This is a genomic window from Raineya orbicola, assembly GCF_002843425.1.
GTDB classification, from domain to species: Bacteria; Bacteroidota; Bacteroidia; order Cytophagales; family Thermonemataceae; genus Raineya; species Raineya orbicola.
On record NZ_NKXO01000012.1, the window covers coordinates 19,648 to 34,206 of the forward strand.

The 14,559-nt window shown below is 38.5% G+C and carries 8 protein-coding genes, 1 tRNA gene and 1 CRISPR repeat array; of the genes, 3 read left to right on the forward strand and 6 right to left on the reverse strand.

Annotated features, from left to right (window positions below):
* Positions 1-133 precede the first annotated feature (133 nt).
* On the forward strand, positions 134-1,342 hold the full coding sequence (gene lepB / locus Rain11_RS04805) for a signal peptidase I (RefSeq protein WP_101358249.1): 1,209 nt from the start codon (positions 134-136) through the stop codon (positions 1,340-1,342).
* 44 nt (positions 1,343-1,386) lie between these two features.
* Positions 1,387-2,628, forward strand: coding sequence for an ABC transporter permease (locus Rain11_RS04810; RefSeq protein ID WP_101358209.1), 1,242 nt, complete (start codon positions 1,387-1,389; stop codon positions 2,626-2,628).
* Positions 2,629-2,636: 8 nt separating this feature from the next.
* Here Rain11_RS04810 and Rain11_RS04815 read toward each other — a convergent pair whose 3' ends face one another.
* From Rain11_RS04815 to Rain11_RS04835, 5 genes are all read right to left on the reverse strand, one after another.
* On the reverse strand, positions 2,637-3,335 hold the full coding sequence (locus Rain11_RS04815; RefSeq protein WP_101358210.1) for a hypothetical protein: 699 nt from the start codon (positions 3,333-3,335) through the stop codon (positions 2,637-2,639).
* A gap of 90 nt (positions 3,336-3,425) precedes the next feature.
* On the reverse strand, positions 3,426-4,310 hold the full coding sequence (locus tag Rain11_RS04820) for a prolyl oligopeptidase family serine peptidase (RefSeq protein WP_101358211.1): 885 nt from the start codon (positions 4,308-4,310) through the stop codon (positions 3,426-3,428).
* Between the two features lie 11 nt (positions 4,311-4,321).
* On the reverse strand, positions 4,322-5,638 hold the full coding sequence (locus Rain11_RS04825) for a choice-of-anchor Q domain-containing protein (protein WP_133121509.1): 1,317 nt from the start codon (positions 5,636-5,638) through the stop codon (positions 4,322-4,324).
* 37 nt (positions 5,639-5,675) lie between these two features.
* Positions 5,676-8,312 carry a cytochrome c biogenesis protein CcsA gene (gene ccsA / locus Rain11_RS04830; protein ID WP_101358213.1) on the reverse strand — a complete coding sequence of 879 codons (2,637 nt, stop codon included), beginning with the start codon at positions 8,310-8,312 and terminating at the stop codon, positions 5,676-5,678.
* A 100-nt stretch (positions 8,313-8,412) separates the two neighbouring features.
* The gene (locus Rain11_RS04835; RefSeq protein ID WP_101358214.1) at positions 8,413-9,390 is read right to left on the reverse strand and encodes a PorP/SprF family type IX secretion system membrane protein; all 978 of its coding nucleotides are present in this window, start codon (positions 9,388-9,390) and stop codon (positions 8,413-8,415) included.
* Positions 9,391-9,514: 124 nt separating this feature from the next.
* Here Rain11_RS04835 and Rain11_RS04840 point away from each other — a divergent pair, with 124 nt between their 5' ends.
* The gene (locus Rain11_RS04840) at positions 9,515-12,700 is read left to right on the forward strand and encodes a S8 family serine peptidase (RefSeq protein ID WP_101358215.1); all 3,186 of its coding nucleotides are present in this window, start codon (positions 9,515-9,517) and stop codon (positions 12,698-12,700) included.
* A gap of 182 nt (positions 12,701-12,882) precedes the next feature.
* Positions 12,883-14,139: a CRISPR direct-repeat array (repeat unit 30 nt; unit sequence ATTTCAATTCCACAATGGTACGATTAAAAG).
* 340 nt (positions 14,140-14,479) lie between these two features.
* Here Rain11_RS04840 and Rain11_RS04845 read toward each other — a convergent pair.
* A tRNA-Phe gene (locus tag Rain11_RS04845) sits at positions 14,480-14,552 on the reverse strand.
* Positions 14,553-14,559 lie beyond the last annotated feature (7 nt).

Below are 14,559 nucleotides of genomic sequence, written 5' to 3' on the forward strand. Positions count from 1 at the left end.
GAAAGATAGTTTCTCCTACTTTTCAGACCTTGCAAGCCATAAACTTGTAAGGTTTTATTTTTTTTCGTGTATTTGGAAAAATACTTTATTTTTGCAAGCGTTAATACAATAGTTGTACTCAAATTTGAAAGAAATGCGTTTTATACCTTCTTTTTTTCGAAAAAAAGACCCCAACAAGCCTAAAAAATCAAAACTTCGTGAATGGATAGATGCGATTGTTTTTGCTGTAGTCGTGGCTACTTTCTTGCGTTGGCTCTTGTTAGAAGCCTATACCATTCCGACCCCTTCAATGGAAGGCTCACTACTTACAGGAGATTTCTTGTTTGTTAGTAAATTACACTACGGAGCAAGAACGCCTAAAACGCCTTTGCAAGTGCCTCTTACTCACCAAAAAATATTTTTTACCAATATTCCTTCATATCTGGATTGGATACAACTGCCTCAATATCGCTTACCTCATTTTTCAGAAGTAAAAAATGGTGATGTTGTGGTTTTCAACTATCCCGGCTTTGAGGAAAAACAACCTCGCCACCCCGTAGATTTGCGTACCAACTACATTAAACGTTGTATTGCGATTGCAGGTGATACCCTTGAAATTCGCAATGCTGATGTGTATGTAAATGGCAAACGCTTTCCCGACCACGAAAAGACACAGTTCTCGTACAGTATTGAAGTAAAAGACGAAATACCACAAGAGGATTTAGAAGAATTGGGTTTATTTGTAGGTGATGATATTGAAAATCCTGATATTGAGTATTTACCCGCCCAAAATCGTTACGTAGGTTTTTTGAATGCAAAAACTGCCGAAGCAATTAGCAAATTGCCCCAAGTAAAAAAAGTAGAAAAAATTATTATGCCCGCGGGTAAAAAAGAAGAGGCAGGGCAGACGATTCTAAATGATAAAGGCAAAGGAGAAACTATTTTTGGCGAAAATGTGTATCCTGTATTTCCGCATAGTGCCAAATTCAATTGGAACAGAGATAATTTCGGACCGCTTTGGGTGCCTAAAAAAGGGGCAACTATTCCTATCAATGAAACTACCCTTGCTCTTTATGGCTTTACTATTCAAGAGTTTGAAGGCTATGATAAAGACGAGTTAGAAATCACCAACAATAATGAGCTAATTATTGATAAAAAGCCTGTTAAGACTTATACTTTCAAGCAAGATTATTACTTTATGATGGGCGATAACCGCCACAACTCACTGGATTCTCGTTATTGGGGTTTTGTTCCCGCCGACCATATCGTAGGAAAAGCCCTATTTATTTGGATGTCTTGGGAAAGCCGTGCCAAGTGGTATAAAAAAATTCGCTGGGGTAGATTGTTTAACGGAATTGATTAGTAAAAGATAAAAATCAGGAAGCAAGAAATAGGTTTTTCAAAGAATTGAGCCGAACCGCTACATATCGTTTCATAGCTCAACGCATAGCCAGCCCACAAATGCAAAAAAATGTGGGCTTGGGTTTTTCTGTGCTTGTTAGTAAAATGGCAGTCGTAAGTGTAGCTATTACGATAGTGGTGATTTTACTTTCTTTTGCTGTCCTTTTAGGTTTCAAAAATGCTATCAAAAGCAAAATATTTAGTTTCACAGGGCATATACGTATTGTAAAAACCAGCAACAATCAATCTTTCGAAGAACCTGCTGTGCCTATTCAGACAGAAATTTATCAGAAAAGAAAAAATGTTCCCTTTATTGAACATTTACAAGTGTATGCTCAAAAACCGGGCGTTATAAAGGTGAAAGAAAATGTACAAGGGGTGGTCTTGAAGGGTGTTGGTGAAGATTATCGCAAAGAAGATTTCTTAGAAAATCTGCAAGAAGGGCGTTGGCTTAATTTCAAAAATGGTACGGAAAGTAAGGAAACGCTTATCAGCCGAAGCATAGCTCGCAAACTCAATTTGAAATTAGGTGATTCGCTTATCGTAATTTTTGTGCAAGAACCGCCTCGTTTCCGCAAACTTGCTGTTGTAGGCATTTACGAAACAGGTGTAGGTATTTTTGATGAAAAATTTTTAATAACTGACCTGAAAACCATTCAGAAAGTCAATAATTGGGGTGATAGTTTGGTAAGTGGTTATGAAATCTTTTTGAAAGATTTTGATAAGCTCATTGAAAATTCACGAGAGTTAGAAAACCTGCTTCCTTATGATTTGAGCCAACAGCCTGTTACTGCCAAACATTTTGATACCTTTGAATGGCTGGAACTGCTGGATAACAACGTTGTGATTATTTTAGTCATTATTTTAGCAGTTACGGCATTTAATATTATTTCAGTATTGCTGATAATGATGATGGAACGAACGAATATGATTGGCATTTTGAAGGCTTTGGGGGCAGAAAACAAACAAATTGAACGCATTTTTTTCCTGCACGCTTTGCATATCGTGGTAAAAGGTTTTTTATGGGGAAATTTGCTTGCTTATTTGCTATATCTGATTGAGCATTACGGAAAACTTATTCCTTTGGACACCCAAAATTATTTGGTTAGCTACGTACCTGTACAATGGAATTGGCTCGTTTGGATATTAGCCAACATAGGAACTTTCTTACTCATTAGCCTTGTAATGTGGCTTCCTATACGTTTTGTGGTGAAAATACCTCCTATCAAAGCAATTCGTTTTGTATAAAAATTCTTTCAAGTAAGTTGAATAATTCCAGACCCCTCTGTTTTCAGTATGGTAAAACGGGCAAACAATTCTTCTTTGTACCAAGCTAATTTTTTTGTGAGTTGAATTACACGCTTGTGTTCAGGACTTTTATAGGCATAGTTGTTCATAGCTTCTAAATTTTCCCAAATGCTAAAAGTAGCTTGCTGAATTAGGGGTAGTTCGCCAATGCCTACCGAAAAAATAAGTCCTTCACGGCTTCGCATATTTTTACTTACGGGGCGGACCATACGCCAAAAGTGCCAAATTCTGTTCCATTTGATAGTAGCTCGTGTGATAACCGCTATTTTATCTTGATAGTTTACTTGCTTTTTTTGAGGAACAAAAGGCTCTATGCCGTCCCACTTGCCGTGAGCATTGAGCGTTTCAAGAAATAAAGTTTGATATTGGGAGGCTTTTTCTTTGAGTTTTAAGAAAATGCTTGAAAATTGGAAAAATCGCTGACATTCCTCTTCATTATTCCATACGCATAGCAAGCCATACAAACTAAAATTAGGGAAAATACTGAAACCACTTTGCCCTCCACTGCCGAGCATTTTTACGAAAGATAGCTCTTTGATTTGTTTGAGTAAATTAGGTAGCCTACCCATTTGCACAAATGCCCACCAAAGATTTTTTAAGCCCTTGTAACGAAAGAATGTAAGTGTAACTACTTGCTTATTATTCATAAATTGCAAAAGATTTACGAATAAACCATTTTTAGAGTAATTTTGTTAGGCGTTGGCATAATAGAAAATTGGACTATTGAAGTATTAAAACTAAAACTCCCTGAAAAAGGCAAGAATATTATCTACCTCGTAATCCCAATATTTGTAATCGTGGGCATACTGGGCAGGCAAATTGAGTTTTACTTTCAGATGAGGGTGATTTTTGCGTAAAGCCTCGTAAAAAATTTGCGTTTGTGAGTAGGGGCAGACTTTATCTTGCTTGCCGTGTCCTAAATAGATAGGGGTTTTCCATTTTTTTATTTGAAAAACAATATTCTCTTCTTCTTGCCAACGCTTCGGAAATTGCTGATACGCTCCCAAATAGCCAATATGTACTTTATCTTGTGGAATTTTGCTTTGCTCATAATCTCCTGAAAGTGCCGCAACCGCTGTGAAAAGTTCAGGTTTCTCTAATGCCACTACCGCTACACCTCGCCCCCCTGTGGAAAGTCCTACGGCAAAATTTTTCTGTGTAGGAAGCAGTAAGCAATATTTTTCTTGCAAAAACCGAAACACACTATCTGTGAGCCAATATTTTTGAGGTTCTTTTCGCCAGTCAGCTCGCGTTTCGGGGTAAAGTTTGCTCATATAATTGCTTTTTCCCATTTCGGGCATAATAAGAATGTACCCTTCGGCAAGGGCTTTCTTGCAAAGCAAACTTTTCTTGCACCAATCATCTTTGGGAAAAGCAAAACCCTGTAAAATCAGCAAATTACCTTTGATGGGTGTTTTTTTATCAGGCAAAGCAATATCTACTAGCCCACCTGCAATTTTCAAAGTCTGAAAACTTTGCAAGCTATCGCAGATGGGTTTATACTCGTTTATGGACTTATTATGAAAAATTTTGACCTCATTGATTTGTGATTTTTGAGGCTCTTGGTTGTTTTTTTCGCTACAAGCCCAAACCAGCAAAGAAAACCAAATCCATTTTTGCATACAAGTTTTGTTTATCTTTCAAAAGCCCCTATATCAGGCGGATTTTTGCGAGTTTTGCCTAAAATATCGGTTGTTATGGAAGTAGCTATTCCCTTTCCTATGGCGGGAGAAGTTGAAGGCAAGCGGTAATCAAATCGGCGAGGACTACGAAAAAGCGAATCAGCAGGAACATTCAACAAATTATTATTTACGTTCAGAACATCTCGGAAAGTTTGCGTTCTGAAAATATTGTTTGCGGCAGAAAGATTGATATTTTCGCCTGCAAAAAGAATTTCATCTCGCAAATTGCCCCAAAAAATATTATTGAACAAACGCACTTGCATTTCTCCTGCTCCTGTTTCATTGAAAAACACACTACCCGCCTCCTCCTGACGATTGAAGAAAAATTCATAATTAGCAAGCGTGCAATGTACCAATTCATACTCTCCGCCATTCGCCGCCTGAAAAAGTCGTAAAATAGCGTTATTGAGCAAGCAATTTCGCATAAAAATTTTAGCATTCACCCCTGCCAAAGTTGCTTCGGAGGCACTCTGCAAAGTTGCCCCTTCCAAAAGCACTTCCGAACTATCTACAAAAACAGCCACTTTTGCATTGGTAATTTTTGCAAAGCGAATTTGGTTATTAGTACTACTTTTTCGCAAACGCAAGCCCTGCCAAGCTCCTAAAAGGTTTTCAAAACCTGCTTCTCTGCGAAAATAACGAAAAACCGCATTGCTATCTGCTTTACCATTCACTTTTAATGAGCCTTTAATTTCCATTTTAGCATCGTTAAAAGCATAAATTTTTGTTGCGGGTTGTATAGTGAGCGTACAACCCAAAGGTACTTCTACATTCCCTTTGAGCAGGTAAGGTCTTTGTTTTGTCCAAATAGCATTGCAGGGCAAAACACCTGAAACTACATTGACATTTTCCGCCCAAGTGAGCAATTTTACATTTTGGGTTTGGTTCGTTAGCTCAAACATTAAAGAGTCATAAGCCTGATAAATTTCATCTTGATTGCGATTGCGTATGCGTGCCGAAATAATCACAAGCAGGCTATCTCTACCTAAAATGCTGACATTTTCAAAAATTTCACTTTTTTGAGCATTGATAATAATTTCGTAGTCATCGTTATTGCCACCGCCCAAAAAAATTTTTCGGATTTGTACTGCCTGTGAGTTAGGGTTATAGACTTTCAGTCTTTTGCTTGCCACAGGTACTCCTGCTACAATGGTATCAAAAATAATAGCGTCATCAGAAAAAACCAATGAGGCAGGATTATCTGTAAAAATTTCATTACGAGGTTTGCAAGCAAATAAAATAAGCCCACAAATGCTCCAAAAAAGCACCTTTTGCACCAGCCCGCAAAAAAAACTATTCACGTTACTAAACAAATGTTTCGGCTTTCTGTGCATTTTTGAGGGTTTTATTTTGAGATTTCAATTTGTTTATCAGAGCAATTATCAAGCCAACTACAATTATTAACGAACCACCCCAAAGCAAATTGATTTGAGGTTGTTCTATGGCTTTCATAATGATGTAATCTTTTTCGCCCACATCAGCCGAAAAAACCATTTCACCTTTTTGCGTATCAATATTTCGGAAAGTAATTCGGGCACCAATTTCAGGCAAAATATCAGCTACATTTGCCATTTGGCTTGTCGCCTGATTGACAACCAAAATAGGTTCTGCTGTGTGAATTTGTCCATTTTTGCCTAAAATTTTAATAACCGCCTTCACGGCAAGCTCATCTTGGGTGAGTTTTTGGGCGTCAATTTCGCGAATTGGCTCAACATTTTCCAAAATAGCAACAAAATCATTCAGCAGGAAAGTATCTTTGAGACGTACTCGCATTTCTTCGGTTTCGGTGTATTCCCTGCCTTTGCTGGGGTCGGGATAAATGCTACTTACGTGTGTGTAAAGGTCTTTGGAAAGCATTTTGTAAATATCAGGCGAAGCTACCATTTCCCCCTGCCTGATGCCATTCATTTGCACTCTTGGAAATAAATTAAACACTTTGCCACTTTCTTTGTGGCGATATTCTACTCGGTAATAGATATTTTCGGGACGTGTGCGAATAGTATCCCCTTTTTTGAAGTATAATTTGCCGTTGTAAAAAATATCCCTCACAACTACCAATTTTTCGGGTTTATCTATCAAACTTCTTACATATTTTTGGTTGATGTAGCCAGGGTAACCTTTGGCTTCAATGTACATTCCCTTGTAAGTGAGTTGATAATTTCGCATATCTGTTGGTTCTTCCAACCAAAGCAAAACGTTTTTTTTATTAAACTCTTCGGGGGCATCTTTGCTAAATACTAACCCCGAATTGTTATCGGAAATAATCTTGGAATAGCCCGCCGAGTACATTATGCCTAAAATCATTACAGCAAAACCGATATGAGCCACTGCTCCTCCCGAAAGCGAAGGCTTTTTACGAAAAACATCAATGATTAAGATTGAATTTGACAAAATAGAAAACCAGGAAGCAAAAATTACTAAAAAACTCAACGCATATTTGATATAAATAACGCCTGCTTTTTTCCAATCTTTGCCGAAGTTTTGAAGTTCTTTTTGCCAAGTTTCGTTAGGTTCTAAAAGCAAAATGAAAATCGCCGAAACTATCAGCGTAAGTAAAAGCGGAAAAGATAAAGTTTGATAGAACTTTTTAGTTTTTGCTCCTCTACGCCACCAATAATATTGCCCCCAAGCCGAAGCAATTGCAATAACCACCGCTAAAAAACCTTGCGAAATGCCATATAAGTCCATAGGATTAGTGGGCGGTGCTTGTCCCCAAACGGGGCGGGAAGTGAAAAATATCACAATAAACGCCGCAAGGCTCAAAAGCATTGCACTCGTAAATGTCCAAAATTCAGGGCTGTAAGTGGTGATTTCTTTGGCATCGGCAGGTATTTTTTTCCAATTCTTTATCATTATCCAAGCAGGAAGCACTACAAAAACAAGCATCAGAAAGACGAGTTGCCCACTTAAACCTAAATCGGTAAAAGAATGAACAGAAGCATCGCCCAGCACTCCGCTACGCGTGAGAAAAGTAGAGTAAAGCACTAAAAAGAAAGTTACGGCAAGCAAAATAATGGAGCTTTTCAGCGAACTGCTACTATTTTTGGCAGTAAGCATTGTGTGCAGTGCGGCAACAAGCGTAAGCCAAGGTACATAGACAGCATTTTCTACGGGGTCCCAGTTCCAGTAGCCTCCGAAATTAAGCGTTTCATAAGCCCAATAAGCCCCCATCATTATGCCCAAACCCAAAATAGCAATGCTTACGAGCGTCCAGGGCAAAGCAGGTTTTATCCACTCACGAATTTGATTTCTTTGCAAACCCGCCAATGCAAAGGCAAAAGGCACAAAAGTTATTGCAAAACCTAAAAAAATAGTAGGCGGGTGAATTACCATCCAGTAATTTTGCAAAAGTGGCGAAAGTCCGCCGCCATCAGCAGGAATGAAATTAGGGTTGTAAGTTTGGCGAAAAGCGGGGTTATAGACAGGTAAATCCAGAACCTCACGCGTAAGTACAAAAGGCGAACTACCAACTTTGAAAGTATCGGCAAACACTACTCCTAAAATCATTGAAGTCAGCAGTACTTGTAAAAGGCTAAATTGCCACATCACACCGCTTTCCCAAGATTTTAACTTTGGCAATAAAAGCAAAGCAATCAGAACGTTCCAGAAAATCCAAATCAGAAAGCTGCCTTCTTGCCCTTCCCAAAAACAGGCAATCATATATTGTACAGGCAAGCTATTAGAGGAATGGTCGTAGGCATAGAAATATTCATACATCTGATTATACACAATGGCAAAAAGTGTAATCACTACTCCCGTAACAGCCACACTATGTACCCAAAAAGCCCTCCGAGCAAAAATTAACCACGACTTTTGCTGAAAATCATCATATTTTTTGTACTGAGCCAAAATATAGCCAATGGTAGCAAGAATAGCACTTGCAAAAGAAATTAACACCAAAAGATGTCCAAGGTTGCCAATCCATAGATTAGGTTCTCGCATAAAATTATCTCTCAATTTGGTTCTGTGTAAAAAAGTTCTCTCTATTAACGATTTCTACAAGTAATGAGTTTGTTGTGTTTCGTAAAATTTACAAATTCTCTCAAAAAACCGAAATTTGCCTGTAAGTCCATTTTTTTTCAGGAGGTTCTTTTTGCCAAGCGAAAGAAAGTCCGATTTCGTGCAAACCGCCCACTCCTTTCAAGGAAAGTGGCAATCCGTAAGTGTAAGCCAGCCGAAAGCCATTTAATTTGAAAGCCGTTTGAAAATTGAGTGTAGTATTTTGCGTTTGCAAAGGAATATTTCTGCCCAAAATGCCCGCTTGAAAGTAGTCAGTTTCAAAAAAAAGACCCAAATCAAGCAGATGTAAGTTATTTTGAAAATTGTAAAACGCAACAGGCGAAAGATGATAATTTTCTGTTTCGTTGAGTGGGATTTTTATTCCTAAATGTCCTGAAATACGCAAAGGCACACGAAATTCATTTCCTAAAAATTCTCTTTGGGGCTGATTGAGATGAAAAGCCGAAAAACCTATCCAAGCATATTCATTATAGGCTAAAAAACCTGTGGAAACATCAAGAAAATCAATACTTTGAGAAGGAATTTGAGGCTCTTGGGTGGGGTTTCCGCTTAAACCTGTTTGCGTGAGTTGGTCGCCGTAAATTAAATGAAAGGTGTTCAGATTTTTATTTCCATAGCCTAAACTCACTGCCATTCGGATACGCCAATATTCGCCTGCGGGCAAAAGATATGCATAAGCAAGATTTACTTGTAAATTTCTAAAATTTCCGCCTGAAGCTACACCGATGCGGTCAGTTTTTAGAAAAAAGCCCAAAGCATTGCGTTCATCATCAAAGCTATGGTCGTAACTGATGAAATTAGTTACCAGCCCGCCTGTAAGGGTTGGGTAATGCACCGCATACAAAAAATCTGCCCTGCCCGCAACACTCGTACCCGTAAAAGCAGGATTTACAAACAAACGCCCTGAGCCATACTGATTTGGAAAAATATCTTGTGAAAAAGTTTTCCAAGAAAAGCAGTAACAGATAAGCAGAAAGAAAATTTTTACTAACAACTTCATCAGAACATTGGTTCAACCAAATTGCAAGGCAAAATTAGCAACAATTTTCAAACCAAAATTGCATTTTTTCGCTTTTTTAATTACCTTTTATGCCTGAAACGTATTCAACAGAAAATATGGCTCTATGAAAAAACATTTTACTTTTCTCTTTGTAGCTTTTCTTTTAGGCTTTTGCGTATATGCACAGGTGCGTTACACGCCATCGCAAGTTGTTTTTAAGTTGAAGCAAAACAGCTATTTAGATACCGATTTGTTGCACTCGCTTTCGGTGCGTCCTGCGGAGCGAGTTTTCCCTAATCATCAAGCCCCCAAAGAAGGCGAGGTGGGTCGTTGTGGTTTGCCCAAAGTAGATTTGAGCCGAATTTACTATTTGTACCTGAAAGACGGCGTAAGTGTAGAAAGTGCTTTGCAGGTTTTGCGTTCTCATAAATCTATTGAATATGCAGAGCCTTTACGCTTGGCAGACCCTCTGCTTGTACCCAATGACCCTGGGGCTAATACGCCAAGTTCTACCCCCGCCGACTATCATCAGTACTATCTGAATGTTATCAAGGCTTATGATGCTTGGGACGTTCAAACGGGCAACCCTTCCTCTATTATTGGCGTAATTGATTGGGGATTTCGCACTACTCATCAAGATTTGATAGCTAACCTGCACCCCGATTATATTGATTTAGGCAACAACGACTACAACCTGAACTTACCACATTCATTCAGCTATCACGGCGGGGCAGTAGCAGGAATTGCCGCCGCTACTCCCAATAACGCAATGGGGATTGCAGGGGTAGGGTATAACTGCCGCTACTTGCCTGTAAAGGCTGTCAATGATGCCCTTACGGTGCTTCGCTTTGCCGAATCGGTAGTGTATTTAGCTGATAGAAATGTGAAAGTTATCAATATGTCTTTTGGCTATGTGGGCGAGCCTGATGAATTTTGGGAAGATGTGGTAAATTATGCGGTTATCAATAAAGATGTGGCAATGGTCGCCGCCGCAGGCAACAATGGCGATACAGGACGATTTTGGCCCGCTTCTTACAAAAATGTAGTTTCGGTAACAGGTTCTACCTCAAATGATTTACGTTGGGGCGGAAGTAATTACAACTACGAAGTTGATATTACTGCTCCAAGTGAATTTACGCATACTACTTACTACAATTGCTGTGCATATAGCGGTATTTTCAATAATGACCATTCCTACATTCCTGCGGTAAGTTACAATATGAGCGGAACTTCTTTTGCCGCTCCGCAAGTTGCCGCCGCTATTGCTTTGCTTCGCACGCAATACCCCAGCTTAGACGCTATCCAAGCTATGGCAAGGGTAGTAGCTACTTCTGATAACATTGATGCCCTCAACCCTTCGTTTGCAGGACTTATCGGCAAAGGACGACTCAATGTACATAGAGCCGTCAGTGAAACGAATGTAAAAGCCCTGCGAATTGAAAACTATAACTTTGTAAATAATGCCTTCCCCTTTGCAGGAGCAAATGCTCAATTGGTAGTCAATTTCAAAAATTTGCTTTCACCTACTTCTAACTTGCAAGTAAATGTAGTTTCGCTTTCGCCACTTGTAAGCATCAGCAGTGGCAGTTTCAGTTTGGGAGCAATGAATACTAATGAAATCAAAAACAATCAAACTTCGCCTTTTATCTTGCAAATTTCCCCCAGCACCCCCTACAATACTGAAATTGTCTTACGTTTTGATTTTCAAGATGGTGCTTTCACAAGTTATGAGTATCTCAAAATTATCATCAACCCCGACTACCTGCATTTAGATATCAATAAACTCACGCTTCACGTAGGCAGTCGAGGCAAAATCGCCGAGTACAAATACCCTTATCGCAAAAGTGTAGGCTATACTACCTCCCAATACAACACCATTGCCACCGCAGGCGGTCTGATTATTGCCAGTCATACAGATAGTATTGTGAATTCTGTGCCTCAATACATTTCAGGCGACCCGCTCATTACTGAATTTGACGTTAATGGCTCTTTTACCCACAACAAAACAGCTACCTATCAAGAAATTATTGCAAATTTCAAAGATAATGTCTCCTACCGACCCAAATTGCGTATTACCAAGAAAGCATACGCCTACAAAGATAGCCCCAAAGATAAGTTTATCATCGTAGAATACGACATCACCAACGACTCTACCCGAACCATTCCTAATTTGTACGCAGGTGTTTTTACAGATTTTGACCTTTTAGAGTATGCCCGAAATCGGGCAGATTGGGACAATGCTCGTAAAATGGGCTATGCCTATCACTACCTCAACGGAATGTACGCAGGCATAAGACTACTTACCACAGAAACGCCTAATTATTATGCTTTCAATAACAACGGTAGCAGTGGCTCTATCAACTTGTACAATGGTTTCACCAAAGCCGAAAAATTTACAGCCATTTCCAATGGACTTTTGCGTACGCAAGCAGGTATGAGTGGGCTGGGAACTGATGTTTCTATGGCGGTAGGGGCTACCATATCCAATTTAGCCCCTAATGCTATGCGTAAAATTGCTTTTGCTTACGTGGCGGGCGATAATTTGGCAGAACTCCAAGCCAACGCCGATGAAGCCTTGAATACTTTCGTACAACTCAATACAACGCCTTTGCCTGATATTGCGAGCAACTTTGTAGTATGTAGTGGCAAAAATTTGATATTAGCCCCTACGAATGGCTCGGTATTTGATTTTTACGATAGTTTTCCACTTACTACGCCTATTCATACGGGTAGCAGTCTGACACTGACAAACATCACTACTAACCGAACTATTTACATCGTAGGACGAGACCGCTATTATCCCAGTCCTGTGAAGGTGGTAAATATTACGGTAGCTCCTATACATCAGGCGGTTATTATTGCTACGCTCTACGGCGGAACTACTTGGCTTTTTGAGGATTACAGCGGTAACGTAAGCTCTTCTGAATGGAACTTTGGCGATGGCAATACTGCCACAGGCAACCCCGTAGTGCATACCTTTGCACAAACAGGCAATTACCAAGTAACACTCAAAAGTACCAGCTTGCAAGGTTGTGAAAGCATTACTTCTAAAAATATTGGGGTAGTGTTATCGTTAGATAGTTTCAGTTCTCAAACCTTGCAGATTTATCCTAATCCTGCTTATGAAGAGGTTTTTGTGAAAGGAGCAGAAAATTTCTCTTGGGAACTTATGAATGTATTTGGTGATATTCTGCAAAGGGGTACTCATCAGATACGTCTTCGCAGAGAAATTGTGAATGGTTTGTATTATTTGAAAATTGCTTTGCCTTCGGGAAATTGCCAAGTATTTAAGTTGAGAGTGGAAAGATAAATCCCTTATACGCTTTCACACAAAAAAACCTGTAAGGATTATCAACCCTTACAGGTTTTTGTCTTTTCTTGTTTTTACATTTTGTTTATTTTCAATTCTTCCCTCTTTTTCTTGTCTCTTGCTTCCTGTCTCTTGCTTCCTGTCTCTTGCTTCCTGTCTCTTGCTTCCTGTCTCTCAACCACATTTCAATTCCACAATGGTACGATATAAGAGTTAGTAGATAGTAATTAGTAGAGAGTAGAGAGATTTCAATACAATAGTACGATTAAAAGTTACTCCCTACTATCATTTCAATTTCATAATGGTACGACTAAAAGTCCTGTGTCCTGTCTCCTGCCTCCTGCCTCTCTACAAATCAATATTTCAATTCCACAATGGTACGATTAAAAGTTTAGTTACACCCAAAAAAAAACTTGACAAAATTGAATTTCAATTCCACAATGGTACGATTAAAAGAATAAAACTCGATAGAGCAATAATAGACGAGGAAACATTTCAATTCCACAATGGTACGATTAAAAGGATTATTGCTCAAACGGCGGACGTTATGCAGTTACATTTCAATTCCACAATGGTACGATTAAAAGCAAATTTTCTTTTGCCAAAACAGCTTACAAGGTTCAGATTTCAATTCCACAATGGTACGATTAAAAGAAATCACTTCATCTAATTCCAACCTCAGCAAAGAATTTCAATTCCACAATGGTACGATTAAAAGCTTGCAGAAGAAGGATGGGAGGGAGATGTCCAATTAGATTTCAATTCCACAATGGTACGATTAAAAGTTTTCATCAAAATTTTTGTCGCACAGTGTTCCAATATTTCAATTCCACAATGGTACGATTAAAAGCCTTTTTGTACGAGTTCTTTTATGTTTCTCAAACGTTATTTCAATTCCACAATGGTACGATTAAAAGAATACTCAAGAAAGCTTTGCCTTACTTTACTTGTTATTTCAATTCCACAATGGTACGATTAAAAGCGAGCGGGAATATTTAGAGGGTGTTTTAACCTACACAATTTCAATTCCACAATGGTACGATTAAAAGGGGTTTTGCGTTTCATTGTGATTTGTAAAGTTTTATTTCAATTCCACAATGGTACGATTAAAAGTATCTGTTATGAAACTTGCAATGCTTGCGTAATTTTTATTTCAATTCCACAATGGTACGATTAAAAGTACGAATCAGAAGTTAAATCAGAAGTTAAAAGTTAAGATTTCAATTCCACAATGGTACGATTAAAAGTTGATAGATTTTGGCAAATATTCTATAACTTGTTATTTCAATTCCACAATGGTACGATTAAAAGAGGTTATATTCAGAGAGTATTAGGAGTTTTCCAATTTCAATTCCACAATGGTACGATTAAAAGTTACATTTGTAAATTAAGGGCAAAAACACCCAAATATTTCAATTCCACAATGGTACGATTAAAAGGCGTTATTTTCGTTGTAAAGGTATGCGAAAGAAATGAAATTTCCAAATTTTTTTTGAAAAATTTTTACAAAAAAGTCGTCGATCTCCAATCATAGGATTTTCCTTGGAGATCGACGACTTGCTGAAAATCAGGATATTAAGCCATTTTTAGGGCTAAAATTAGCTATACTAAATAAGCATAGTATACTTCTGAACAGTGTTCGACGACTTCAAAATAAAAAAGAAACTCATAATCAATGTTTTATATTTTTGGGGTGTTTGCAAAATAAATTTGAACTTCATTTTTTCAAAAACAAAAAACTCTAAAACTTTGAGGTTTTAGAGTTTTAGTTATCTGTTGTGGTGTGGGGCGGAATCGAACCGCCGACACAAGGATTTTCAGTCCTTTGCTCTACCAACTGAGCTACCGCACCAAACATT